The 24,596-nt window shown below is 73.9% G+C and carries 15 protein-coding genes; 9 read left to right on the top strand and 6 right to left on the bottom strand.

The window, feature by feature from the left end; translation table 11 throughout:
* Window positions 1-207: 207 nt before the first annotated feature.
* Entirely contained in the window at window positions 208-705 is a 498-nt protein-coding gene (locus DDQ41_RS09880) for a peptidylprolyl isomerase (protein ID WP_109297651.1), read from the bottom strand.
* 220 nt (window positions 706-925) lie between these two features.
* Here DDQ41_RS09880 and DDQ41_RS09875 point away from each other — a divergent pair, with 220 nt between their 5' ends.
* Entirely contained in the window at window positions 926-3,673 is a 2,748-nt protein-coding gene (locus DDQ41_RS09875) for an ATP-binding SpoIIE family protein phosphatase (RefSeq protein WP_262508413.1), read from the top strand.
* Here DDQ41_RS09875 and DDQ41_RS09870 read toward each other — a convergent pair.
* Both DDQ41_RS09870 and DDQ41_RS09865 read right to left on the bottom strand, forming a co-directional pair.
* Window positions 3,625-4,734 carry an NAD(P)/FAD-dependent oxidoreductase gene (locus tag DDQ41_RS09870; protein ID WP_394342179.1) on the bottom strand — a complete coding sequence of 370 codons (1,110 nt, stop codon included), beginning with the start codon at window positions 4,732-4,734 and terminating at the stop codon, window positions 3,625-3,627. The genes DDQ41_RS09875 and DDQ41_RS09870 overlap by 49 nt on opposite strands.
* Window positions 4,735-4,934: 200 nt before the next feature.
* Window positions 4,935-5,957 (bottom strand): zinc-binding alcohol dehydrogenase family protein, encoded by a 1,023-nt coding sequence (locus tag DDQ41_RS09865; RefSeq protein ID WP_109294160.1) that lies wholly within the window; start codon window positions 5,955-5,957, stop codon window positions 4,935-4,937.
* Window positions 5,958-6,399: 442 nt separating this feature from the next.
* Here DDQ41_RS09865 and DDQ41_RS09860 point away from each other — a divergent pair, with 442 nt between their 5' ends.
* Both DDQ41_RS09860 and DDQ41_RS09850 read left to right on the top strand, forming a co-directional pair.
* A complete protein-coding gene (locus DDQ41_RS09860; protein ID WP_109294159.1) occupies window positions 6,400-7,377 on the top strand; it encodes an SAM-dependent methyltransferase in 978 nt (325 codons plus the stop codon).
* Between the two features lie 1,017 nt (window positions 7,378-8,394).
* Window positions 8,395-10,614 (top strand): NADP-dependent isocitrate dehydrogenase, encoded by a 2,220-nt coding sequence (locus DDQ41_RS09850; RefSeq protein WP_109294158.1) that lies wholly within the window; start codon window positions 8,395-8,397, stop codon window positions 10,612-10,614.
* A gap of 460 nt (window positions 10,615-11,074) precedes the next feature.
* Here the strand turns inward: DDQ41_RS09850 and DDQ41_RS09845 are convergent, their stop codons facing one another.
* The gene (locus DDQ41_RS09845) at window positions 11,075-12,655 is read right to left on the bottom strand and encodes a GMC family oxidoreductase (RefSeq protein WP_109294157.1); all 1,581 of its coding nucleotides are present in this window, start codon (window positions 12,653-12,655) and stop codon (window positions 11,075-11,077) included.
* Between the two features lie 336 nt (window positions 12,656-12,991).
* Window positions 12,992-14,461: an aldehyde dehydrogenase family protein gene (locus DDQ41_RS09840; protein WP_109294156.1), complete on the bottom strand. Its 1,470-nt coding sequence runs from the start codon at window positions 14,459-14,461 to the stop codon at window positions 12,992-12,994.
* 580 nt (window positions 14,462-15,041) lie between these two features.
* Between DDQ41_RS09840 and DDQ41_RS09830 the strand changes: the two genes are divergently transcribed.
* The 6 genes from DDQ41_RS09830 (at window position 15,042) to DDQ41_RS09805 (ending at window position 23,591) form a co-directional block, all read left to right on the top strand.
* Window positions 15,042-15,512: a hypothetical protein gene (locus DDQ41_RS09830; protein WP_109297649.1), complete on the top strand. Its 471-nt coding sequence runs from the start codon at window positions 15,042-15,044 to the stop codon at window positions 15,510-15,512.
* Window positions 15,482-16,903 carry a hypothetical protein gene (locus tag DDQ41_RS09825; protein WP_109294154.1) on the top strand — a complete coding sequence of 474 codons (1,422 nt, stop codon included), beginning with the start codon at window positions 15,482-15,484 and terminating at the stop codon, window positions 16,901-16,903. The genes DDQ41_RS09830 and DDQ41_RS09825 overlap by 31 nt, the downstream gene beginning before the upstream one ends.
* Complete coding sequence (locus tag DDQ41_RS09820) at window positions 16,900-18,534, top strand: vWA domain-containing protein (protein WP_109294153.1); 1,635 nt, start codon at window positions 16,900-16,902, stop codon at window positions 18,532-18,534. Before DDQ41_RS09825 ends, DDQ41_RS09820 begins: the two co-directional genes overlap by 4 nt.
* Window positions 18,535-18,735: 201 nt before the next feature.
* Window positions 18,736-19,848: an ATP-binding protein gene (locus tag DDQ41_RS09815; protein ID WP_109294152.1), complete on the top strand. Its 1,113-nt coding sequence runs from the start codon at window positions 18,736-18,738 to the stop codon at window positions 19,846-19,848.
* Window positions 19,845-22,670 carry a DUF5682 family protein gene (locus DDQ41_RS09810; protein WP_109294151.1) on the top strand — a complete coding sequence of 942 codons (2,826 nt, stop codon included), beginning with the start codon at window positions 19,845-19,847 and terminating at the stop codon, window positions 22,668-22,670. The genes DDQ41_RS09815 and DDQ41_RS09810 overlap by 4 nt, the downstream gene beginning before the upstream one ends.
* A 177-nt stretch (window positions 22,671-22,847) precedes the next feature.
* Window positions 22,848-23,591: a DUF2470 domain-containing protein gene (locus tag DDQ41_RS09805; RefSeq protein ID WP_109294150.1), complete on the top strand. Its 744-nt coding sequence runs from the start codon at window positions 22,848-22,850 to the stop codon at window positions 23,589-23,591.
* A 483-nt stretch (window positions 23,592-24,074) separates the two neighbouring features.
* Here DDQ41_RS09805 and DDQ41_RS09795 read toward each other — a convergent pair whose 3' ends face one another.
* Window positions 24,075-24,569 carry an NUDIX hydrolase gene (locus DDQ41_RS09795; RefSeq protein WP_109294148.1) on the bottom strand — a complete coding sequence of 165 codons (495 nt, stop codon included), beginning with the start codon at window positions 24,567-24,569 and terminating at the stop codon, window positions 24,075-24,077.
* Window positions 24,570-24,596 lie beyond the last annotated feature (27 nt).

Raw genomic sequence — 24,596 nt, 5'->3', positions numbered from 1 at the left:
TTCAGCGGCCCTGGTCACGGTGGTGCTGGTGACCCCGGCCCTGGTGACGGTGGTGCTGGTGACGCCGGTGCCGGTCACGGCGGCCCTGGTGACGCCGGTGCTGGGCGGGGGTCGCCGCTCGCCGACCTGGCCTGCGGGAGAGGAGCGCCGCGCCCCGCCCCGGTGGGTCGTGGACCTCTGCCGGGGCCGGGGCGGCAGCCGCCGGGGTCAGCCCCCGACGACGCCCGACTTGGCGATGCTGATCCTCGCCTTGGTGGCGCCGCTGCGCGAACCCAGCGACTCGATCCGCTTCACGATGTCCATGCCCTCGACGACCTCGCCGAACACGACGTGCTTGTTGTCCAGCCAGTCGGTGACGATGGTCGTGATGAAGAACTGCGAGCCGTTGGTGTTCGGGCCCGCGTTGGCCATGGACAGCTGGCCGGGCTTGGTGTGCTTGATCTGGAAGTTCTCGTCGGCGAACTTCTCGCCGTAGATGCTCTTGCCGCCCGTGCCGTTACCGGCCGTGAAGTCGCCGCCCTGGAGCATGAAGTCGGGGATGACGCGGTGGAAGCCGGAGCCCTCGTACCCGAAGCCGTGCGCACCGGTGGCCAGCTCGCGGAAGTTCCGCGCGGTCTTGGGGACCACGTCGTCGAACAGTGTGAAGACGATCCGCCCGGCGGGCTCGTCGTCGATGGTGATGTCGAAGAAAACGTCGTTACTCATGGGGTCCATGCTGTCATCCGCGCTCGCGCGGGGTCACACCAGACCCCTCCGGCCGGGCGGGTGTCCGCGCCGGGAGCGGAGCGCGCCGCCGCCCCGCTCACCCGGTCGCGTGTGCGGCACGCTCCCGTGGCGGCGACGGCCGCCCATCCGGTCCGGTCGGTTGCGCAGGGTCAGCGCAAGGCGGATTCTGGACCTGACGAAACCGGCCGGTGAGGGCGTCATGGACAACGCGAGAAGGGCGACCGAGGGCGCCGACTTCCGCGGGCCGCTCGACGTCACGAGCGCCGCCACGTTCGTGCTCGACGAGCACGACGCCGTCATCGGCTGGAGCCCCGCGGCGCAGGAACTCCTCGGCTACCGGACGGACGAGATCATCGGGCGTCCCGTCGCCGTGTTCCTGGCGCCCGGCGGGGCTCCCGCGCCCGGCGCCGCACCGGACCCCCGGGCGGCAGCCGGCCGGGCCGCCGACGCGGCCGGCGGCCCCCTGGTCCCGCCCTTCCCCGAGCATCGTGTGCACACCGCGGTCCACCGCGACGGCCACCGGATGCAGCTCGCCACCGCGGTCTGCCCGCTCTCCGGGACGGGGCGGGCGGAGCGCGTCGTCGTGGCGGCCGACCGGGACCGGCTGCGGGAGTGGGAGTCCCGCCTCGCCATGCTCCAGGGACTGGCCACCGAGTCGCCCCTGGGCTTCGCGATCTACGACACCGGCCTCCGCCTCGTCTGGTGCAACGCCGCCTCGGAGCGGGAGATCGGGCGCCCGCTCGCCCAGACCCGCGGCGAGCCGGCCCAGGAGCTCTACCCCAGGGGCGGGTTCGTGACCCCGGGCTACCCGGAGACGCTCCACGCCGTCATGCACCGGGTGCTCGACACCGGCGAGCCGTTCCTCGATCTGCACTTCCGCGCGGAGCAGCCCAGCGACCCGGGCAGGGAACACGTGTGGTCCTGCTCGTACTACCGCCTGCAGGACGCCGGCGGCCGTGTCCTCGGCGTGTGCGAGGACGCCTTCGACATCTCCGACCGCTACGAGGCGCAGCGCCAGGTGAGCCTTCTCGTCGAGGCGGGCCGCACCGTCGGTACGACACTGGACGTGCTCGTCACGGCCGGCGAACTCGCCGCGGTTGCCGTGCCGGATTTCGCCGACCGCGTCGACGTGGACCTGGCCCCGGCCGTACTGGCGGGCGAGGTACCGGGCGGCACGGGCCGGGGGACGGCGGAACTGCTCCGTGCCGCGTCCTCCGGCGCCGCGGCTGCCCAGGCCCCCGGGAGCGCGGACGGCACCGGGCCGGACGGGGGCACCGGGCCGGACGGGGGCATCGGCGCGGGCCGGCTCCGCCCGCTGCCGGTCGCCTACGCCGAGGGCTCGCCGCAGCACCGCAGCCTCGCCTCCGGCGGGCTCGTGCTGGACGACGGCACCCTGGTCGTGCCGCTGCGCGCCGGGGGCGGCGTGCTGGGGATCGCCACGTTCGTGCGCGACGGCCTGCGGGGCTTCTTCGACCACGGCGCGGTGGCCGTGGCGGACGAACTCGTCGCCCGCGCCGCGGTGTCCGTCGACAACGCCCGCCGCTACACCCGGGAGAGGGAGTCCGCACTGGCACTCCAACGGCAGCTCCTGCCGCAGCACCTGCCGGCCGGCTCGGCCGTGGAACTGGCCTGTCGATACCTGCCCACGGACGACCTCAGCGGGGTCGGCGGGGACTGGTTCGACGTCATCCCGCTGTCCGGTGCGCGGGTCGGACTGGTCGTCGGCGACGTGGTCGGGCACGGCCTGCACGCGGCGGCCACCATGGGCCGGCTGCGCACCACGGTGCGCGCGCTGGCGCCCCTGGACCTGCCGCCCGACGAACTCCTCAAGCGGCTCGACGACCTCGTCGGGCAGTCCGCCCAGGACAGCGCCGACGCCCTCGGGACGCTCACCGGCGACGACGACGTCGCGGCCGGAGCGACCTGCCTGTACGCCGTCTACGACCCCGTGTCGAGGCGCTGCACCATGGCGCGCGCCGGGCATCTTCCCCCGGCGGTCGTGGAGCCCGGTGGACGCGTCGCATTCCCCGACCTGCCGGCCGGGCCGCCGCTGGGGCTCGGCGGCCTGCCCTTCGAGTGCCTCGACGTCGAACTGCCCGTCGGCAGTCTGCTCGCGCTCTTCACGGACGGCCTCGTCGAGGCCCGGGACCAGGACATCGACAAGGGGCTGGACACCCTGGCACGGGTACTGGCCGAAGGCGCGGACTCGCTGGAGGACCTGTGCGACCGGGCCGTGTCCGAGCTGCTGCCCGACGGCACGACCAGCGACGACACCGCGTTGCTACTGGTACGGACCAGGGAGCTGGACGACCGCAGGGTGGCCGTCTGGAGCCTGCCGGCGGAGCCGGTCGCCGCCGGCCGAGCCCGCCGGCTCGTGGCCGCCCGGCTGCGCGACTGGGGGCTGGACGAACTGGTCCTCACCACCGAGCTGATCGCCAGCGAACTCGTCACCAACGCGGTCCGGTACGCCGGAGGGCTGCTGCACCTGCGGCTCATCCACGACCGGACCCTGGTGTGCGAGGTCGCGGACGCCGGCCACACCGCACCCCGTCTGCGGCACAGCGCCGACGACGACGAGGGCGGGCGCGGGCTGTTCATCATCGCCCAGCTCGTCCAGCGCTGGGGCACCAGGTACGGCCAGGACGGCAAGGCCGTCTGGACGGAGCAGGTCCTTCCGGTCTCCTCCCGCTCCCGCGCCTCCCACACCTCCCGCGCCTCCCACACACCCGTCTCCCACACACCCGCCTCCCGCACCACCCACGTACCCGCCTCCCACTCCTGCCGCTCCCGCCCCGCGACGGGCGACCCGGCCGGCCGTGCGGAGGGACCCGTTCCGGCCGCTTCCCGACGGGCCCCGGTGCTGTGCGCCGGGCTCGTCTCCGACCGCCGCAACGCTTCTCACCCCGCCCGGCCGCCTCCGCCGCCGATCAGGGACTCGAGCCCGTGACGGCGTTCCCCGAGCACCCGCTCGCCGACCGCCGACTCCGCGGGCGCGGCGAACACCCGGGGTGCGCGGGCCGCCGAACGGCCCGCCCACACCGCGGCGGCGGTGTCGGCTGCCACGAGTTCCGCGTTGATCGCCATGGCCGCCTGGGTGCCGGACGCCGCCGCCACGGCCACGCTCGCCATGAGGTCGGCGACGTTGCCCGCCACCCACACCCCCTCCACCCCCGTCGCCCCCTGCGCGCCGGCCTCCACGTAACGGCCCACGCCCATGGGGTGTTCGACGGTCTTCACGCCGAGCCCGGACAGCACGTCCCCGCGCGCCAGGAAGCGCGGGGCCACGGCGAGGGCCCTCAGCGGCACCCGCCGGCCCGACGCCAGGCGCACCCCGCTCAGCCGGTCGTCCTCGACCGAGAGTCCGGTCACCTCACCGTCGACCACGGCGACACCTCGGGCCGCGAGCTGCTCCCACTGCTCCTCGTCCGGGTCGTCCGCCGTGTGCAGGAGGAGGGTCACGTAGGGCGTCCACTGCCGGAACAGCAGCGCCTGGTGCACCGCCTTGGGGCCGCTCGCGAGTACCCCGACCGGTTCGTCCCGTACCTCCCAGCCGTGGCAGTACGGGCAGTGCAGCACATCGCGGCCCCAGCGCTCGCGCAGTCCGGGAACGGCGGGAAGCTCGTCGACCAGGCCGGAGGCCACCAGCAGGTGCCGCGCCCGGTGACTGCGGCCGCCCGCGGTCTCCACGACGATGCGGCCGCCGTCCCGGCGGGTGCCCGTCACCGTGTCCGGCACGATCAGCCCGCCGTACCGGCTGACCTCCTCGCGCCCGGTCCGCACCAGCTCTCCGGGCGGCATCCCCTCCCGGCCCAGCAGACCATGGACGCCGGTCGCGGGGGCGTTGCGCGGCTCGCCGGAGTCGATCACCAGCACGGTTCTCCTGGCCCGGGCCAGCGTCAGCGCGGCGGACAGCCCGGCGGCGCCGCCCCCCACCACCACGACGTCCGGTTCGGCGAGGTCCCGCTCGCCCGTCCCGTGTACCGTGCCCGCTCCGAACACGGGGTTCATCCCGTCCATGGGTTCATCCCGTTCCGTCCGTTCGCCTCGTCCATGGCTCCACCCTGTGCCCTGCCCGAGCAGATTGGCAATGTTCCTTGCCGATTCGGCAAACACGTCCACCGTCCACCGTCCACCGTCCACCGTTCGCGGTTCGCGGTTCGCCGTCCGGGGCCGCCGTCCGGGTGCGGCGCCCGGGTCCGGACCCGGGCTCACGGCGGTAGGAGCACGGCCACACCGGTGACCTTCCCGGCCGCCAGATCCGCCAGTGCCCGGTCGGCGTCCCGCATGGAGTACGGCACCGCCCGTACGGTGGGCCGCAGCAGTGCGGCCTCGGCCAGGTAGGCGCGGCCGTCCTCACGGGTGTTGGCCGCGACGCTGCGCATCGTGCGCTCCTGGAACAGGTGCCGCTCGTAGCCGAGCGGCGGCACGTCGGTCAGGTGGATGCCGGCGATCGCCAGCGTCCCGCCCCGGTCCAGGGCCTCGAGGGCCTTCGGTACCAGGCTTCCGGCAGGGGCGAACAGGATCGCCGAGTCCAGGAGGCGTGGAGGGGCGTCCGGCCGGGCGGACGCGGCGCCCAGTTCCAGCGCAAGCCGCCGCGCCGCGGGCGAGCGGGTGACGACATGGACCTCGGCGCCCCGGGCGACGGCGAGCTGGGCGGTCAGATGAGCGGAGGCGCCGAAGCCGTACAAGCCGAGGCGCCCGCCCCGGGGCGGTTCGGCGCGCTCCAGGGCCCGGTAGCCGATGATGCCGGCGCACAGCAGCGGGGCGGCGTCCTCGTCCGGCAGACCCTCCGGCAACCGGTACACGTACCGCGCGTCCACGAGCGTGTGCCCGGCGAAGCCCCCGTGGACGTCCCAGCCGGTGTAGCGCGAGGCCGGGCACAGGTTCTCCCGCCCCGACCGGCACCAGCGGCACCGCCCACAGGTACCCGCCAGCCAGGCGGCGCCCACCCGGTCACCGGCCGCGAACCCGTCGGCGAGCGCTCCCGCCTCCAGCACCTCGCCGACGATCTCGTGACCCGGGGTGCAGCCCGGCCGGCGGGGCGGCAGGTCGCCCTCCGCGAGATGCAGATCGGTCCGGCAGACGCCGCACGCGCGCACGCCCAGCAGCAACTCGTACGGACCCGGTTCGGGAATCGCCCGCTCGACCGGGCGCAGCGGCCCCGAGGCGATCGGTGCGGGGCGCCCGACCACCCAGGCGTGTGTCGTGCCGGAACTCGGAAGTGCCGTCATCGCTGCTCTCCTGCCGCGACTCCTGTACAGCGTATCGGCGTATCGGCGAATCGGATCGGCCGGACGGGTGAGGAGCCCTGTGTCGGTGGGCCGGTCCGGCACCGCCGCCGGGCCGTCCGCCGCTGCGGCTGTCCGGCTGTCCGGCGTCCGGCGTCCGGCGTTCGCCGTCCGGCGTCCGGCGTCCGGCGTTCGCCGTCCGGCGACTCCGGGTCTTGCTCAGCGTGCCGGTTCGACCGCACACGGTTAGGGTGATCGAAGGTGCGTTCCGCGAAACGCGGGCCGGGTCGCCGGTGGGCCCGACGGCCGGGCGGAGCCCCCGCCGTCGGCCAGAACCGCCGCGTCCGGGAGCCGTCTTGCGTGCACACCTCCCCCGAACGGCTGCCGCCGTTCCCGATCCGGCCCGCCCGCGGCCGTCGGAAACCCGCACCGAATCGACAGGCAGGTGATCGCGTTGACCGGGTCGAGAAGAACGTCCGCGTACAAGGGCACGTCATCCGAGGCGATCGTTCACCAGTACGACTTCCTGGGCGAGTTCTACCGGCTGACCCTCGGCCCCGAACTCGTCTACTCCTACGCCATGTGGGAGGACGGCGACACACTCGAATCGGCGCAGATCCGCAAGCTGGACCACCACGCCGAGGCCGCGCGGGCGACGGGCGCCGGCCGGGTGCTCGACGTCGGCTGCGGCTGGGGCAGCCTCATGCAGCGTCTGGTGGAGAACCACGGTGTGGGCCATGCCGTCGGGCTCACGATGAGTCCGGGCCAGGCGGCATGGATCCGCCAGCAGGGCTGGCCCAACTGCGAGATCCTGGCCGAGAACTGGTTCGACCACGAGCCGGACGCCCCGTACGACGCCATCATCGCGATCGAGGCGATCGAGCACTTCGCGGGCACCACCATGCTGCGGCGCAAGCGGGTCGCCAGCTACCGCATGTTCTTCGAGCGCTGCCACACCTGGCTGCGTCCCGGCGGGCGCATCTCCCTCCAGGCCAACGCCTGGAACAGCGGTGGATGGTTCACGTCACTGGCCCTCCCGCCGCGTCGGCCCGCCGGGCGCGACGTGCACGGGCGCGCCAGGGTCCGCACGGCCCTGCGGGACGTCCGGGACGGCTTCGGCAACCTCCGCGAGGGCATGCACGCCTCGCGCAAGGTCTTCCCCGAGGTGTTCCTCCCGACCCGGAGTGAGCTCACCGAGGCGGCCCGCGGGCTGTTCCGGATCCCGGAGGTGCGCAGCGATCCCGACGACGGCGTGAAGACCGTGGCGACCTGGCTCGAGCGGGCGCAGGCCAACCGGGCCAGAGGCGCGGAACTCATCGGCGAGGACGCGGTCGCCGACATCGTCAGGGAGCAGCGCACCGCGCTGAAGTTCCTGCGCGAGCGCCGCTACACCGCGCTGCGGATGGTCTTCCAGAAGGTCTGACGGCCCCGGGGCCCGGCCGGGTGCTGCCCCCCGGCCCCCCGGCCCCCCGGCCCCCCGGCCTGCACGGGTGCCGCCCGCTCCGCCGTCCTGCCCTGCCCCGGCCCGCCCTGGCCGGCCCCGGACTGGGTGATTTCCGAGCACGCACCCGAGAGGCGGCACCCGCACCGCACCGCACCGTGCGGTGCCGGTGCCGGTGCCGGTGCCGGTGTGGGGGCCTGCGGCCCTCGCCGTGCCCGCTGCTGTGCAGCGCACGACGCGGCACCGGGGAGCGCTGTACGGCCGTGGGGACTCCGGCGCTCCTGGCGCGGGCCCGCGCCGGAGGCTTCGGCGCCTGCCCCGTCGGCCGGCCCGGGGGACGGCGCCGACGGGGACCGTTCCATGGCGCTCCGTACGGCCTCCGGTCCGTGTCGATCCGGTGGCCGGGGACGTGGCCGGTCACGGGACCGTGTGTTTCGGCCATGGCGGGGACCGTTCCATGTCACTCCGTACGGCCGTCGGCCGGCCCCGACCCGAAGGCCGGGGACCCGCCGGTGCGGCCTGCTCCCGTGGGTCGACGACCGGCGAGCCGGCCGCCGGATGACCCGGCCGCTGCGCGGGCGGTCCCGTGGGCCTCCGGCTCATCCGGGCGGATGCCCTGAACTGCCAGGAGTCCGTTCCGGTGGCACCCGGCCCAGGATGCGCCGGGCCCGGACGCCGGAGAGGGTTCGGACATCGGAGAGGGCCCGGACGTCGGAGAGGGCTCGGACGTCGGAGAGGGCTCGGACGCCGGAGAGGAGGCGGACCCGGCCGCCGCCCCCTGCCTGACAGCTCTCCCGCCGCCGGGCAGCCGCTCCACCGGGGAGGCCGGGGCGGTCCGGTCCGAGCAGTCCCTGCCCCTCTCCGGTGCCGGCCGCTGAGCGCGTGAGCGCGGGCCGGCGGTTTCGCGCCGACTGTGGGGCAGGCCACTGTCGAGAGGGGAGCCGCACCGAGATATCTTGATGTCGAGCAATGTTGCAGACGTGGAGAGCGGAGCACCCGGTGAGTGACTCGACCATCATCTACACACACACTGACGAGGCCCCGGCCCTGGCGACGTACTCGTTCCTGCCGGTGATCCAGGCGTACGCCTCGACGGCCGGAGTCGCCGTGGAGACCCGGGACATCTCGTTGGCGGGACGGATCATCTCCCAGTTCCCCGAGTACCTTCAGGAGGGCCAGCGCATCGACGACGCCCTCGCCGAACTCGGCGAACTGGCCAGGACCCCCGGTGCCAACATCATCAAGCTGCCCAACATCTCGGCCTCGATCCCGCAGCTGAAGGCGGCGGTCGCCGAGCTCCAGGAGCAGGGCTACGCGCTGCCGGCCTACCCGGACGACCCGAAGACCGACGAGGAGCGCGACATCCGCGCCCGCTACGACAAGGTCAAGGGCAGCGCCGTCAACCCCGTGCTGCGCGAGGGCAACTCCGACCGCAGGGCCCCCGCCTCGGTGAAGAACTACGCCAAGGCGCACCCGCACCGCATGGGTGCCTGGACCCCCGAGTCCAAGACCAACGTCGCGCACATGACAGGCGACGACTTCCGCTCGACCGAGAAGTCCGCCGTCGTCGCGGAGGACGGCACCCTCCGCATCGAACTCGCCGGTGACGACGGCAGCACCACCGTGCTGCGCGAGTCGGTCCCGGTGCTCGCCGGTGAGGTCGTGGACGCGTCCGTGATGCGGGTGGCCGTCCTGCGCGAGTTCCTCGGCGAGCAGGTCGCCCGCGCCAAGGCCGAGGGCGTGCTGTTCTCGGTCCACCTCAAGGCCACGATGATGAAGGTGTCCGACCCGATCATCTTCGGCCACGTGGTACGCGCCTTCTTCCCGAAGACCTTCGCCGAGCACGGCGAGGCCCTCGCCGCCGCAGGACTGACCCCGAACGACGGCCTCGGCGGCATCCTCAAGGGCCTGGAGTCGCTTCCGCAGGGCGACGCCGTCAAGGCCTCCTTCGACGCCGAACTCGCCGAGGGCCCCGCCCTGGCGATGGTCGACTCCGACCGCGGTGTCACCAACCTGCACGTGCCGAGCGACGTCATCGTCGACGCCTCCATGCCGGCGATGATCCGCACCTCCGGCCACATGTGGGGCCCGGACGGCCAGGAGGCGGACACCCTCGCCGTCATCCCGGACAGCAGCTACGCGGGCATCTACCAGGTCGTCATCGACGACTGCCGTGCCAACGGCGCCTTCGACCCGTCGACCATGGGATCCGTCCCGAACGTCGGGCTGATGGCCCAGAAGGCCGAGGAGTACGGCAGCCACGACAAGACCTTCGAGATCCCGGTCACCGGCACCGTCCGCGTCGTCGACGCCGACGGCAACGCCGTGATCGAGCAGACGGTCAGCGCCGGCGACATCTTCCGCATGTGCCAGACCAAGGACGCGCCGATCAAGGACTGGGTGAAGCTCGCCGTCACCCGCGCCCGCGCCACCGGCGACCCGGCCGTCTTCTGGCTCGACGAGGGCCGCGCGCACGACGCCCGGCTGATCGAGAAGGTCCGGCGCTACCTGGCCGAGCACGACACCCAGGGCCTGCGGATCGAGATCATGGCCCCGGTCGACGCGATCCGCTTCTCGCTGGAGCGCATCCGCCGCGGCGAGAACACCATCTCGGTGACGGGCAACGTGCTGCGCGACTACCTGACCGACCTGTTCCCGATCCTGGAGCTGGGCACCAGCGCCAAGATGCTCTCGGTCGTCCCGCTGATGAACGGCGGCGGACTGTTCGAGACCGGTGCGGGCGGCTCCGCGCCGAAGCACGTCCAGCAGCTCCTCAAGGAGAACTACCTCCGCTGGGACAGCCTCGGCGAGTTCCTGGCGCTCGCCGTCAGCTTCGAGCACCTCGCCGCCACGACGGGCAACGCCCGCGCCCGCATCCTGGCCGACACGCTGGACCGGGCCACCGGCACCTTCCTCAACGAGGACAAGTCGCCGAGCCGCCGCCTCGGCGGCATCGACAACCGCGGCAGCCACTTCTACCTCGCGCTGTACTGGGCGCAGGAGCTCGCGAGGCAGACCGACGACGCCCGGCTGGCGGAGGCGTTCGCCGGGCTCGCCAAGACGCTGACCGAGCAGGAGGGGACGATCGTCGACGAGCTGATCGCCGTGCAGGGCTCGCCGGCCGACATCGGCGGCTACTACCAGCCGGACGCGGCCAAGGCCTCGGCGGTCATGCGCCCCTCGCAGACCCTCAACCAGGCGCTCGCGAGCCTCGGCTGAGCCAGTGGGTAGCCGGGGCGTCCCCGCGCGGGGACGCCCCGGCACCCGCACACCGCCGGGTCCGCAGCGTTCCCGAGCCCTCCGTTCCCGAGCCCTCGGGTCCCGGCAGCGGTGCCCCGGCACCCACCCGTGGCCGCTCCTGCGCCGCCGTGCCCGCCGCCCCGTCCGTCGCGCAAACCCCGGACGGGGCGGCGCCGTTCGCGCAGCCCGGCAGTCCTCCCGCAGCCGTCGCGCATCCGCCCCACGGTCCTCCCGCATCCGCCCCGCATCCGCCCCGCAGTCCTCCCGGCTCCTTACCCCGGCCGCCGGTGCCTTGTCCCGGTGTCTTGTCCCGGGGCCTTCCCCGGTGTCTTGTCCCGGTGCCCTACCGAGGGTGCCCTCCGGGCCGGAGCGCCTTTCCCGGGGCCTTCGCCGCCCCGCCGCAAGTGTGCTCCGCTCCGCTCCCCGCCGGGCAGCCGGCTCAGCCGTTCCCCGCGGCCGCGTCGGCCTTGACCATGTCGGCGCACTTCTCCCCGATCATCATCGTGGTGATGCCCGGATTGACCGTCGTGAGCAGCGGCATCACCGAGGCGTCGGCCACCCGCAGCCCCCGCACGCCCTTGACCCGCAGACGTGCGTCGAGCGGGGACTCCGGATCGCCGTCGGCCCCCATACGCACCGTCCCCGCCGGGTGGTACACCGTGTTGTGGGTGGCGCGCACATACGCGAACAGTTCGTCGTCGCCCGTGGTCCCCGGCCCCGGGGCGAGTTCCGCTCCGGCCCAGTCGGTCATCGGGGCCCGCGAGACGATGTCGCGCGCCAGCCGCAGCCCGTGGGTCATCACGCGGATGTCGTGCTCGTCCGTGAAGTAGCGGGGGTCGACCATCGGCTTGTCGCGGAAGTCCCGGCTGCGCAGCCGGACCGTCCCCCGCGAACGGGCCCGGGTCACGTTCGGCGTCAGTGTGAAGGCGTTGTCGGACGTGGGATAGCCCTGCCGGTAGGTGTTCATGTCGAAGGGCATGGAGCCGTAGTGGAACATCAGGTCCGGCCGGTCCAGCCCGGGCACGGTGTCCGCGAAGACGCCGATCTCCCACCACTGGGTGGAGGCGGTGACCATGGGCTGCTTCGCCTCCCACATGATCACTCCCTCCGGATGGTCCTGGAGGTGGGAGCCCACGCCGGGGGCGTCCACCCGTACGTCGACGCCGACGTCCCGCAGATGCCCGCCGGGGCCGATGCCCGACAGCATGAGCAGCTTGGGCGAGTCGATGGCCCCGCACGCCACGATCACCTCACCGCGGGCGGCCACCGCCGACGTGTGGACGGTGTCCGGCTCCAGGTACTCGACGCCCCCGCACCGGCCGTCGCCCGGGAACAGCAGCCGCCGCGCCCGTACTCCGGTCCGCACCTCCAGGTTCGGGCGCCTGCCGAGCAGCGGGTGCAGGTACGACACCGAGGCGGACGCGCGGGTGCCGTCCGGACGGGCGTTGATCTGGAACCAGCCGGCGCCCCGCACCACCGTCCTACCGGTGTTGAACGGGGTCGTCGGGATGCCCGCCTCGGCGCAGGCCTCCAGCAGCGCCCGCCCGCACGGGTCCCGCGGGGGGACCGTCCGCAGGTGCACCGGGCCCGAGCGGCCGTGGTGGTCGCCGGGCGCCTCGTTGTTCTCCAGCCGGCGGTACAGCGGGAAGCAGTCCGCGGCACTCCATCCGGTGCACCCCGCCGCGGCCCACTCGTCCAGATCCTCCGCGGGCGCCCAGAACGCGATGCAGGAGTTGTGCGACGAACAGCCGCCGAGGACTCTCGCGCGGGCATGGCGGAGGAAGCTGTTCCCGTTCACCTGCGGTTCGACCGGATAGTCCCAGTCGTAGCCCGACTCCAGCAGGGCCATCCAGCGCTCCAGCACCAGGACGGTGTCGTCGCCCACGTCGGAGGGTCCGGCTTCCAGCAGGCACACGCTCACATCGGGGTCCTCGCTGAGCCGCGCGGCGACGACGGCGCCGGCCGTGCCGCCGCCCACGACGACATGGTCGAACTCCGGCGCGGACGTGGGTGAGGACATGGCATCTCCAGGTCGTCAGGGAGCCGCCGGGGCGCGACCGGGCGGGTGCGGCCGTACCCCCGGGCTCGTCGGGGAGCCGCCGGGGCACCGGTCGGCGCGGACTCGGGCACGCGCTCGGCGAGCCCGTCCCTCTCGTGGACGCCGCGGATCCGGGCGCCGGACACCGGTGTCGCGTCGCGCGCGAGACGGCGCGCCCGCGCCGCCGTCCGGCCGGCGCACCGGGGACGGCCCGTCCGGCGCCCGGGGGCGCCGGGTCGCTGCACCGGGCGCGCGACGTTCCGCTCACGGCGGCGGGGGCGGGCGCTCCCCGGCGGGCGGTGCCCTTCCCGTCCGCCGTCATGCGAACCACCGCTGCGGGCCCGGCGCGAGATTGCGCCAGACGTGCTTGGCCTCGCGGTACTCGGCCAGTCCGGCCAGCCCGAGTTCACGGCCGAATCCGGACTGCTTCATACCGCCCCATTCCGCCTGCGGGACGTACGGGTGGAAGTCGTTGATCCACACGGTGCCGGCCCGCATCCGCGCGGCCACCCGGTGGGCCCGCGCCGGATCCCGGGTCCAGACGGCACCCGCGAGACCGTAGACCGTGTCGTTGGCGAGGGCCACCGCCTCCTCCTCGTCGCGGAAGCGCTCCACGGTCAGCACCGGCCCGAACGACTCGTCACGTACCACCGTCATGTCCGGGGCGCACTCGTCCAGCACGGTCGGCCGGTAGTAGAAGCCGTTCGCGAGCCCCGGGTCGTCCGGCCGGGAGCCGCCGCAGCGCAGGACCGCGCCCTCGGCGAGGCCGGCCTCGACGTACGCCTCGACCTTCTCCAGGTGCCCGGCGGAGATCAGCGGACCGGCGCGGGCGTTCTCGTCGAACGGCCCGCCCAGCCTGATGGACTCCGCCAGGCCGACGATCTCCGCGACGAACGCGTCGTGCAGTCCCTCCTGCACCAGCAGCCGCGCCCCGGCCGAGCAGACCTGGCCCGAGTGGAGGAAGACGGCGGTCGCCGCGTAGTCCACCGCCGCCTCGAACGCGGCATCCGAGAACACCACGTTCGGGTTCTTGCCGCCGAGTTCCAGCGCCACCTTCTTCACCGTCGGCGCGGCGGCGGCCATGATGCGCCGACCGGTGACCAGGCCACCGGTGAACGACACCATGTCGACCCTGGGGTCCTCGGTGAGCGGGGCACCCACGACGCCGCCCGCGCCCAGGACCAGATTGGCGGCGCCGTCGGGCAGCCCCGCCTCGCCGAGCACCCGCATCAGCAGCACCGCCGTGTGCGGGGTGAGTTCACTCGGCTTGAGTACGAAGGTGTTGCCCGCGCCGAGTGCCGGAGCGACCTTCCAGGAGGTCTGCAGCAGCGGGTAGTTCCACGGGGTGATCAGCGAACAGACACCCACGGGCTCGTGTACCACCCGGCTGTCGACGTCCGGCCGTCCGGTGTCGACGACGCGGTCGTGACCGCCGGCCGCGACAAGCCGGCCGAACCAGCGGAAGCACTCGGCGATGTCGTCCATGTCGTACACGCTCTCCACCAGCCGCTTGCCCGTGTCCAGCGACTCGGCGCGGGCGAACTCCGCCCTGTCGCGGTCGAGCAGGGCGGCGGTGCGCAACAGCAGCTCACCGCGTTCGGCGGCCGGGGTGCGGGGCCAGGGCCCGCTGTCGAAGGCGTCGCGGGCGGCGGCGACGGCGGCCGCGGCGTCCTCGGGCCCGGCCTCGTCGACGGCCGCCACCAGCGTGCCGTCGGCGGGGCAGCGGATCTCCCGCTTGCGCCCGCCGGCCGCGGCGGTCCACCTACCGCCGATGAAGAGCTCGGGCATCTGGGGCCACCTCCGGGTGAGGACGGGCGGGCATACCGTCGTGCTTTCCGGGTCTCGCGGTCCTTCACGTCTCTTCTGTTTCGAGGCTAGAGAGCCCGGGCCCGCTCTGCACCGCGAGCGGCGCCCGCGGCGCGGAAGGCGTCACACGCAGTGCCCGGCCGTGCGCGCAGCGCGGGATCCCCCTGGCCGATCGCCCTCGGGCGCCCTGCCTCCTCTGTCGCCCTGCCAGCCCTGCCAGCCGTGCCCGCCCTGCCCACTCGGCCCGCCCTGCCCACTCGGCCCGCCCTGCCCACTCGGCCCGCGCCGGCCACTCGGCCCGCGCCGGCCCACCTCGCCCGCCTGCCGTCCGCCGGCTCCGCGCCTGCCGTCCGCCGCCCGGCCCCGCTCAAGATCGGCGTTGTCAGTGTGCGCCGCTAGGTTCTGTGGTGTCCCGCCGGGCCCAGCCGTCCGGCAGGGACATCCCGTGCTGTGCAAAGGAGATGGTGTGCTGTCTGACTGGGAGAACCGGGAGAGCGGCGACGACCGGGAGAGCGGTGACGACCGGAACCGCGAGGACTGGGAGAGGCGGAGCACGGCGCGCGTGCTGGCGCCCGCCCGGCCCCGAAAGCTCGCCAAGGTCCCGTTCGTCGAGCTGGCCGAAGGACGCCTGCAGGGCGTCGTGTCCAGCGGCTCGGACGTCGAGCGGGTCTATGTGTCGTCGGTCGAGGCCGGTACGTACGCGTTCGCCTGCAGCACCAACAACAACCGGCCCTGCGGCGGCGCGCGGGGCTCGTTCTGCAACCACATCCGGGCCCTGATCGGGGAGGCGGCGCTCCAGTACGGCGCCGAGCGCGTCGCCCGCTCCCTGCGCGTCGACACGGGGGACGCGGAGCCGACGGCGGCCGGTGTCACCGCGGTCATGACCGGCGCCCGTCCCGCCCCGGCGGAGACGAGGACCGCGGCCACCGTCTTCAGCCGGTTCCTGCGCCATCTGGCCTACCTCGAACTCGCCCCGTCCACCGTGCCGTTGCCCGAGATGCACTGGTTCCCGCCGGCCGGGGCGGTGGCCTGATGCGCACCGCCCTGCTCGCCGACCCCGTCGACGGCCTGGACGAGGCCCTCGCCGCGGTCGACGCCTTCGACCGCGCGCTCGTCGGCGGTCTGCTCAGACCGCAGCCCGTCCAGGCCGAGGGGCTGACCGGACTCGCCGAAGCCGTGGCGGGCACACCGCTGGCCACCCGAGCCGCCGAGGCGGCCGGGAAGGCCGCGGCCGGAGCCGCGGCCGACGACGACCTGCTCCCACTGGCCGCCGCCCGCGCGGCGCTGCTCGGCTCCGTCCATGACGCCCTGGTGGCCCGCACCGACGAGGCGACCGGCCGTTCGCGCGTCGAGGAGGCGGTGCCGGTGGTGCCCGCGGACCGGCGGACGGCGAACCTGCCGGCCGCCGCCCGCTGCTGGCTCTCGGACCTGGCGCGTGCCGGGTGGCAGGGCGTCGACCACGAACTGGTCTCCGAAGCGGCCCGGGTGGTGTCCGCGATGCTTCCCGACCCGGCACTGCGCCGGCCGGCGACGCTGCTGGACGGGTTCGCCGCCGAGCTGGCCGCCTCCTGCCCGGTCGCCTCGACGGAACGGATCCCGGTGCGCCGCTGGGCCGATCTCTGGGCGCGGGCGATGCTGCTGACCCTGCCCGGTGCCACCGGGACGGCCGCGTCCGGCACCGCCTCCGGCCGGCTGCTGCCGCTCGGCGTCGATGTGCACGAGCACGCGACGGCCGCACAGGCCCAGGTGCACGCGGTGCTCGAGCCCGCTGACGGCACCGCGCCGCGACTGGTGCGGGCGGCCGTCTCGGTGCCGAAGCCGGACACGGTCGTCGGGGCCGGCCTCTGGCAGCTGCTCCGTCCGCACATGGCTCTGCTGGCGGCCGTGGGCGAGGGCCGCTCGATGGAGGTGTCGGGGATGCCGGTCACCGCCGGGGGCGACCTGATCTGGGACGACGAGCGGGCCCACCCGGGCGGAGCCGCCGACGCGTTCGCCACCGCCCGCGTCGTCCTGGCCGCGGCGACGGCACCGGCGGCGGCGCCGCTGGACCGCCACCCGGCGCGCATCGCCGAGCCGGTGTTCCTGGAGGGCTACACGGTCCGCGAGGACGGCGGCGTGCTGCGGTTCGAGGCGGCCGGGCACTCCGTGGCCGTCGACGCCGGCCGGGTTCCGGCCGCGGGGCCGCTCACTCCGGAGGCCGTCAGGGCGTCGGGCGCGTGCATAGGGCTGCTCCGGTGGGACGCCGGTGTGTTCACGGTGCAGCCGCTCGCCGTCGAGACGACCGTGCGGAAGAAGACCGTGGCGGTGCACGGCGGGGGCTGGGCGGGCGGCACGACCGACAAGACCGGCGTCAGGGCGGAGAAGGCCGCCACCGACGCAGTGAAGGTGCTGCGGGAACGGGCGGGGAGGCTGCTGCGCACATGACCGAGCACACGACCGGACCGGAGCGGACGGACCCGCATCCGGAGGCCGACTCCCACGACAATCGCCGCCAGGTCCTGTACTGGCGCCTCCTCGCCCGCCTCTTCGACCGCGAGGAGCACACGGCGCTGGAAGCGGCGAGCCTCGCCGTGATCGAGGACATCGGGCTGCCGCCCGCACTGCTGGACCCCCGGGCGTCCGTCGACTCCGTCGTGCAGCGCCATCCGGAGCTGGCCGAGGAGTTCGACGGACTGATGGTGCCCCGGGCAGGCCATCCCCGTACCGGACCCGACGCCCTGCCGGAGGCGGACCTCGCGGCGGAGCCGGATCCCGGCCCTGGAGCGGTCCCCGGCCCCGAGCCGGATCCCGGCCCCGAGCCGGGACACGTGCCCGGGGGAGGGTCCGTACCCGATCACACCGGTTTCGCGAACCGAGAGGCGGCCGTACACGAGGGGGAGGCCCGAGGCGAGGCGGAGGCGTCCGGTGAGGGCGGTGCCGGCGGACGTGACCGCGCCGCCGAAGTACGCCGTGCCGCACTGGTGTCGAAGGTGCTGCTCAACGTCTTCTCGTCCGGATCCGGCACGGTCACCGCCGGACAGCTCTCGCGCTGGCAGTCCGACGCGGGGTGGCTGGAGCGCTCGCTCGGCTGCGCGCCCGGTGAGCTGCGCGGCGGCCGGTCCGGCCAGGGGGCCGGCCCACCGGGAACCGGCCGGGGTGCGGCACCCGGCCCCGGCACGCAGGTTGCGGCGATCGGCCCCGAACTCGGCGCCATCGAGGCCGACCTCGTGAGGCGGATGCATCTGCGGGAGGTCCTCGCCGACCCCCGGCTCGCCGCACAGCTCACCCCGAGCATGTCGCTGATCGAGCAGCTGCTCCGGGACAAGGGCAATCTGTCCGGCGTCGCACTGGCCAACGCCAAGGCGCTGATCCGCCGATTCGTCGACGACGTCGCCGAGGTGCTGCGGACCCAGGTGGAGAAGGCCACGGCCGGTCCCCTGGACCGCTCCGTGCCGCCGAAGCGCGTCTTCCGCAACCTGGACCTGGACCGGACCGTCTGGAAGAACCTCACCAACTGGAGTCCGGAGGAGGAGCGGTTGTACGTCGACCGCCTCCACTACCGGCACACCGTCCGCAAGACGACACCGCAGCGGCTCGTCGTGGTCGTGGACCAGTCCGGCTCCATGGTCGACTCCATGGTCAACTGCACCATCCTCGCCTCGATCTTCGCCGGGCTGCCGAAGGTCGACGTCCACCTGATCGCCTACGACACCCAGGCCCTCGACCTCACCCCCTGGGTACACGACCCCTTCGAGACGCTGCTGCGCACCAACCTCGGGGGCGGCACCGACGGCACCGCCGCCATGGCGCTCGCCCAGCCGAAGATCGCCGAACCACGCAGCACCGTGGTGGTGTGGATCTCCGACTTCTACGAATGGCGGACCGAGCAGCTCTTCGAGTCCATGGCCGCCGTCCACCGTTCCGGGGCGAAGTTCATCCCCGTCGGTTCGGTGACCAGCGCCGGCCGGGCCAGCGTCAACCCCTGGTTCCGCGAGCGCTTCAAGGACCTCGGCACACCGGTGATATCCGGGCATATCCGCAAGCTGGTCCACGAACTCAAGACATTCCTCACCTGACGGCGGTGCCGCGCTCCCCGGCGGCCGCACGACCCGGCCGACGGCACCCTGCCGCGAGATCGCGTGCCCACCGCCGCACCCCGAGCCGTCACGGGGCCTTCGCCGCCCGCTCTCCGCGGCGGCGCCTCCACACCCGCTGTTTCCACCCCCGCTCTCGCGCCGACCCCGTTCCCACGCCCACACTTTCAGAAAGGTTCCGACATGTCCGATATGTTGCGCGCTCCCGCCGAGATCAAGTACGCCGAGGAGCTGGACTGGCTGGAGTCGGTCGACGACAACCCCAAGCCCTTCTCCTGGCGGCTCTCCCCGAAGATGGTCCGGCTGTTCATCCTGGGTGCCGAGCGCTCCGACGGTCTCGACCGGCCGATCCCCCAGAAGTGGTTCGGTGACCGCAGCCTCGTCGAGCGCGCCATCGTCACCCTGGCCTCCGACCGCGGACTGCTGCTCATAGGCGACCCCGGCACCGGCAAGAGCTGGCTCGCCGAGCTGCTCTCCGCCGCCGTCTGCCGCAACTCCACCCTGGTGGTGCAGGGCACGGCCGGTACGACCGAGGACCACATCAAGTACTCCTGGAACGTGTCCATGGTGATCGCCAAGGGCCAGTCCCGCGAGTCGATGATCCCCTCGCCGATCATGACCGCGATGGAGACCGGCGCGATCGGCCGCTTCGAGGAACTCACCCGCTCCACCAGCGACGTCCAGGACGCCCTGATCTCCGTTCTCTCGGAGAAGTACATCTCCGTCCCGGAGCTGGACAGCGACAGCATCGTCTTCGCCAAGCCGGGCTTCTCCGTCATCGCCACCGCCAACAGCCGTGACCGGGGTGTCAACGACCTCTCCTCGGCACTCAAGCGGCGCTTCAACTTCGTGCGTATCCCCGTGGTGACGAACAAGAAGAGCGAGGCGGAGATCGTCCGCTTCCGCACCGAGGAACTGCTGCGCCGTCACCGCATCGAGCTGGACGTGCCGCCGACGCTGCTGGACGTGCTGCTCCAGAGCTTCGCCGACCTTCGTGCCTCCTCGGCTTCGGCGGGCAGCGACGACGAGAAGCTGGAGTCCGCGCTGTCCACCGCCGAGCAGATCGGCGTGCTGGAGGACGCGATCCTGCACGGGAACTTCTTCGGCGAGCGTGCGCTGACCGCCCGCACTCTGGCCTCCTCGCTCGTCGGGTCGCTGGCCCGGCGCGAGCCGGAGGACCTGGCCATCCTCAACAAGTATCTGCACGGCGTCGTCGAGCCGCGCTGCAAGGAAGAGGGCGGCTCCTGGCCCGAGTTCCTGGAGGGCGGCCGCGAGGCGATCGCCACCCTGTCATGACCGCCGCCCAGGAGGGGACGTTCACCGGACTGCGGACGCAGTTGCAGGAAGCCGCGGCGGCCTTCGCCGGCGGTCCTGACGCCCTCGAGGGCATCCTGCTCGGCATCGTCGACGACGTGGACCGAGCGGTTCGGGAGCCCCTGGAGATCTTCCCGGTCTGCCATCACTCGCCGGCCTCGGCGCTGGCGATGGCTCGCAGGCTGCGGGTGAAGCAGCCGAAGGTGGTGTACCTGGAGCTGTGCGAGGACATGGCGCCGCTGCTCACCGAGCTGCGCAACTGCCGGCTCCCGGTCGCGGTGCAGGCGTTCGCCACCGAGGTCGAGGGACTCCCCGCCGACTGGTCGCCGCTGTCGGTGGTCGCGCCCGTCACCGAGGCCTCGGCCGAGTACCAGGCGATCGCCTACGCACTGGACACCCCCGGTGTCGAACTCGTCCTCGTCGACCGGTCCTCCGACCAGATGTTCCAGTGGGAGGCACGCGATACGCGGACCTCCGGGCCTGCCGGACCTCCGGGACCTGCCGAACCGGCCGGCCCGGACGCACCGGCCGACGGCGAGGCCGCACTGCACGGAGACGCGGTGGGCGTCGGCATCGGGGACCTGCGGCCGCGCTTCGCCGAACTGGAGGAGCACCTGCTGCGCCACGGACGGGTCCGGCACTGGTCGGAGTGGTGGCACCAGTACGTCGAACTCCCGCTCGGCGACAGCGACCACGACACCTACCGGCAGGTCATGCTGATGATCGGCAGCCTGTTCCGCCGCCTCGCGCCCGGCGACCCCCGGCGGGTGCGCCTGGACGAGGACCGTGAGCGCCATATGTGGACCCGGATGCGCGAGCATCTGGCCGCCACCGGCACCGACCCGGCGGACTGCCTGTACGTCTGCGGCGCGTTCCACGCGGCCAGCCGGGTCGCCGAGTTCGGCGTGGACGGTGCCGGCGCCTTCGCGATCGGACCGCGGACCGCGACCAGGTGGCAGCACGGGCTCATCCCGTCCAGCCACGCCGCGATCGAGGCGCAGTTCGGCCTCGAGCCCGGCTCGGTGTCCATCGCCGCGACGGTGTGGGCGAAGAACCTCAGGCGCACCCGCGTCGAGCCGTTCCGGCTCGCCGGACAGGCGGGCACGAAGAAGAGGGCGAAGGCCTCGGGGACCGCCGCGGTGGGCGTGGAGGCGCCGGTTCCGGCCTCCGACAGGCTCTCCGGGTTTCTGCGGCGGCCGCCCGTCCTGGACCGGCTCGACGAGTCCGAACTGCTCGGCTGGTCGGTGGAGATCGTGCGAGCGGCGCGCCGCAACGGCTATCTCGCCTCCACCGCCGACGCCATCGCCGTGTTCGAGACCTCGATCCTGCTGGCCGGGATGCGGGACCGGGCCAAGCCCACCCCGTACGACTTCCAGGACGCGGCCGTCACCTGCATCGAGAAGGACTCCGTGCCGGGCCGGCGCGACGTGCGCCGCCTGGTCGAGATCATGATGGGCGGCGACCGGACGGGCCGGGTCGGCTACGACGCACTGCCGCCCCTGGCGCGCGATGTGCACGACCGGCTCGCGCCGCTGGGACTGAAGTTGCAGCAGAGCGGTGTGCGGCGGGCGTTGCTGGACATCGCCTCCCGGCCGGACCTGGAGAAGTGCTCCGACGTGCTGTGGATGCTGCGGTACCTGATGCCGCGGGGAGCCGCACGCCCGATCATGGGGGAGCGGCGGCTCGGCGAGCGTCCCGTCCAGGAGTCCTGGGACCTGGCACTGGGCACCCACCAGCGTGCCCTCATCGAACTCGGCTACGAGGGTGTCAGCATCGAGCAGGTCCTCGAACAGCGCCTGAGGCGCACCGCGTACGGCCCGCGGGCGACGACGGCCGACGTCCTCGAGGCCGTCGAGGACGCCACCCTCCATCTGCGCAGCCGGCGCCTCGCCGACGAGCTGGGCACCCGAGCGCTGGAGGTGCTGGCCACCGAGCGCAGCGTCGACGGCGCCCCGGAGGTGCTGCGCCGGGTGCGCCGGCTGCTGGCGTACTACCGGACCGGAGAGCCCGCGCTGCCGCGGTGGATCGAGTCCTTCGTCAGGACGGGGTACGCGCACTACTGCACCCTGCTGCCGACGGCGTTCGCCGACGAGGACGCGACCGTCCGCCAGGTCGCCGCGACCCTCGGGTTCCTGTTCGGGATGGAGGGCCTGGCGCTCTCCCTGGGCTGCGACCGTACGCAACTGGAGCTGGCGGTCGCCCAGTCGCACCCCGTGGAACCGGCGAAGACGGCACTGCTCTGGGCCGCGCAGACCCGGCTCGGCGGCCTGTCCCGGGCGGAGCTGCGGGCGCGGTGCGACACACTGCTCGGCAATCCCCTGGTCGTTCCGTCCTACCCGCGCTATCTCAGCGGTTTCCTGCACGCGCTGGAGCCGGTGCCCGCCCTGGCCGACTTCGTCGTGGAGGCGGTGTCGAACGCCTTCGCCCGGCTGCCCGACCCGGTGCTGCTGCCATGGCTGCCGACCCTGATCGGCACCCTGCGGGCCGGTGGCGCGGAGTCGGCCCCCCTGCTGATCCGCGAGGCCGGCCGCATCTTCCCCGGGCGGCTCGCGGCCCTCGACGCCTGGGTGCCGCCGTGGCACGGGGCGCCGGACCCGCGGGCGGTGCAGCCCGCCCCGCCGGGGAGCGGGGAGCGCGGGGTCGCGCTGCTCACCGCCCACCCCGCCACCTGTGACGCGGTCGCGGCGCTGCTCGGCTGCGACGACCCGTGGGCCGCGGCGGACCCGGGCCCGCGGGGCGTGGCGCTCGTCCATGCCCATCCCGGCACGGCGACCGCGCTGGAGGCGCTGATGGCCACGACCTGAGCCGGCGCCCGGCCCGCCGCCCCTGCCGAGCGGGCCCGGCGCGCAGGTCCCGCCCCGGTAGCGGCGGGTCCCCGCTCGCTGGTGGCGGGTCCGGCCTCGGCACCGGCAGGTGATGCGCGCCCACCGAGCCATAGGCTAAGTTAGGTGTGCCTTACCTAACCGGATGAGGGGTGTGGAATGACTGACGACGACGTCTGCGCGGGCGAGCAGGCGAGCCCGGCCGAACGGGTGCGCACCGTGCTGGCCGCCGCCGAATCCTTCACGGCGATCACCGACGGGCACACCTGCGACCTGGTCGGCGGCGGTCCGCACGGCGTCGGCGAGGACGGCACACCGCTGCTGCGGCTGCCCGCCGACTCCCGGCTGGCCGGCGAGGTCGCGCTCGCGCCGCGCGGCACGCTCCCCGCCGTACTGAAGTTCACCGACATCGCGCCGGTCGCGGTCCGAGACCGGGTGCGCTCCCGCGTCACCATCGCCGGATGGCTGGCCCGGGCCGCGCCGGAAGGCGAGGAGTCCGGCATCGCCACGTTCCGGACGGTCACCGCGCATGTCGCCCTGGAGACCCCCGCGGGGCCGGTCACCGTCGGCCTCGACGAACTCGCCCTGGCCCGGCCGGATGTGCTCGCCCGCCAGGAGGCCGCCATGCTCACCCACCTCGTCGACGACCACGCCGACGCGGTGGCCCTGCTCACCCGGCTGGTGGACCCGCGGCTGCTCCAGGGCGTGGCCCGGGTGTGGCCGCTGTCCATGGACCGCCGGGGGATCACCCTCCGCCTCGAGTACCCAACCAGCCACGAGGACGTCCTGCTGCGCTTCCCCGCCCCTGTGGACGAGCCCGGGCAGGCCGGCCACCGCGTCCGGGCGCTCCTGGTGGCGGCCCGCGCCTGCCGCCGGGGCAGCCGACTGCCGAGCCGGCCGTGACCGGCGGACACCCCGAGGGGTTCCCCGCCCACCGCGGCGCGCGATCCGCCGTGGAGCACCCCGGGTGGCTCGGTGGGGAGCACCCCGGGCGGCCTGCTGCGGAGCACTCCGGACGGACCCGCGAGGACCGGGACCGGGCCCGGGAGCGGGAGCCCGCCCCCGACCTGGTCGGCGCGATCATCCGCGCGGCCCCCCGCGCGGCCGCCCTCTGCACCCCGCCGGAACCCCCGCGCCGCTCGGCGCCGTGACCGCACGGACCATGGCTCGGGCCGCTGGGCAGTACGCCCCGGCCTGCGCGCGCACCACCACGACCGCGCCGTCCGGACCCGCGAACTCCAGCGCTGTCCGCGGGCGCCACACCCGCGCACGCCGTGCCGGCGTCCTCGCCGCACGACGCGCGAGCGCGTTCGTGTCCACGGTGGCAAAGGCGCCCGCCGGGGCGGACGCCCACCTGCGAAGGCGGCCCCACCGAAATGTTCCCGGTCAACGCACCGGGTTGCGCCAGGGACCGTCCGGCACCAGGGCCGCGAGAACGGACGGCAGCGTCGGCGGCTCGATTCGATCCGCCAGCGTGCCCAGGTCGGACCGCGTGACCCAGGCGTGTCCGTGGAGACCGACCTGTTCATCGGGCAGGAGGCCGGTCGGACTCAACGCCGGCCGCTCCTCGGCGAAATGAGCCACGAAGAAGTCCTCCGGCCCGACCTGCCGCTTCCCGTTCCACCGAACGTCGCGCTCCACCGACACGGACCGGTCACGGACGGCGGCGGGGTCCAGGCCGGTCTCCTCCGCCAGTTCTCGGCGAGCCGCGATCAGCGGTGTCTCGCCCGGTTCGACGCCGCCACCGGGCGGCTCCCAGAGCATCACACCGTCGAACGGATCACACCAGTGGAGGAGGAGTAGGCGCTGAGCGGCATCCAGGCAGATCACCCGCACGGCGGGCCGGTGTGTCGTCTCCACAACCTTGATGCTACGTGCCATGCCACGCCATGATCGTCCCGGCGAACG

This window comes from Streptomyces spongiicola, from assembly GCF_003122365.1.
Lineage (GTDB): Bacteria > Actinomycetota > Actinomycetes > Streptomycetales > Streptomycetaceae > Streptomyces > Streptomyces spongiicola.
Note: the sequence above shows the minus strand (reverse complement) of the source record. Positions and strands in the feature narration are given on the sequence as shown.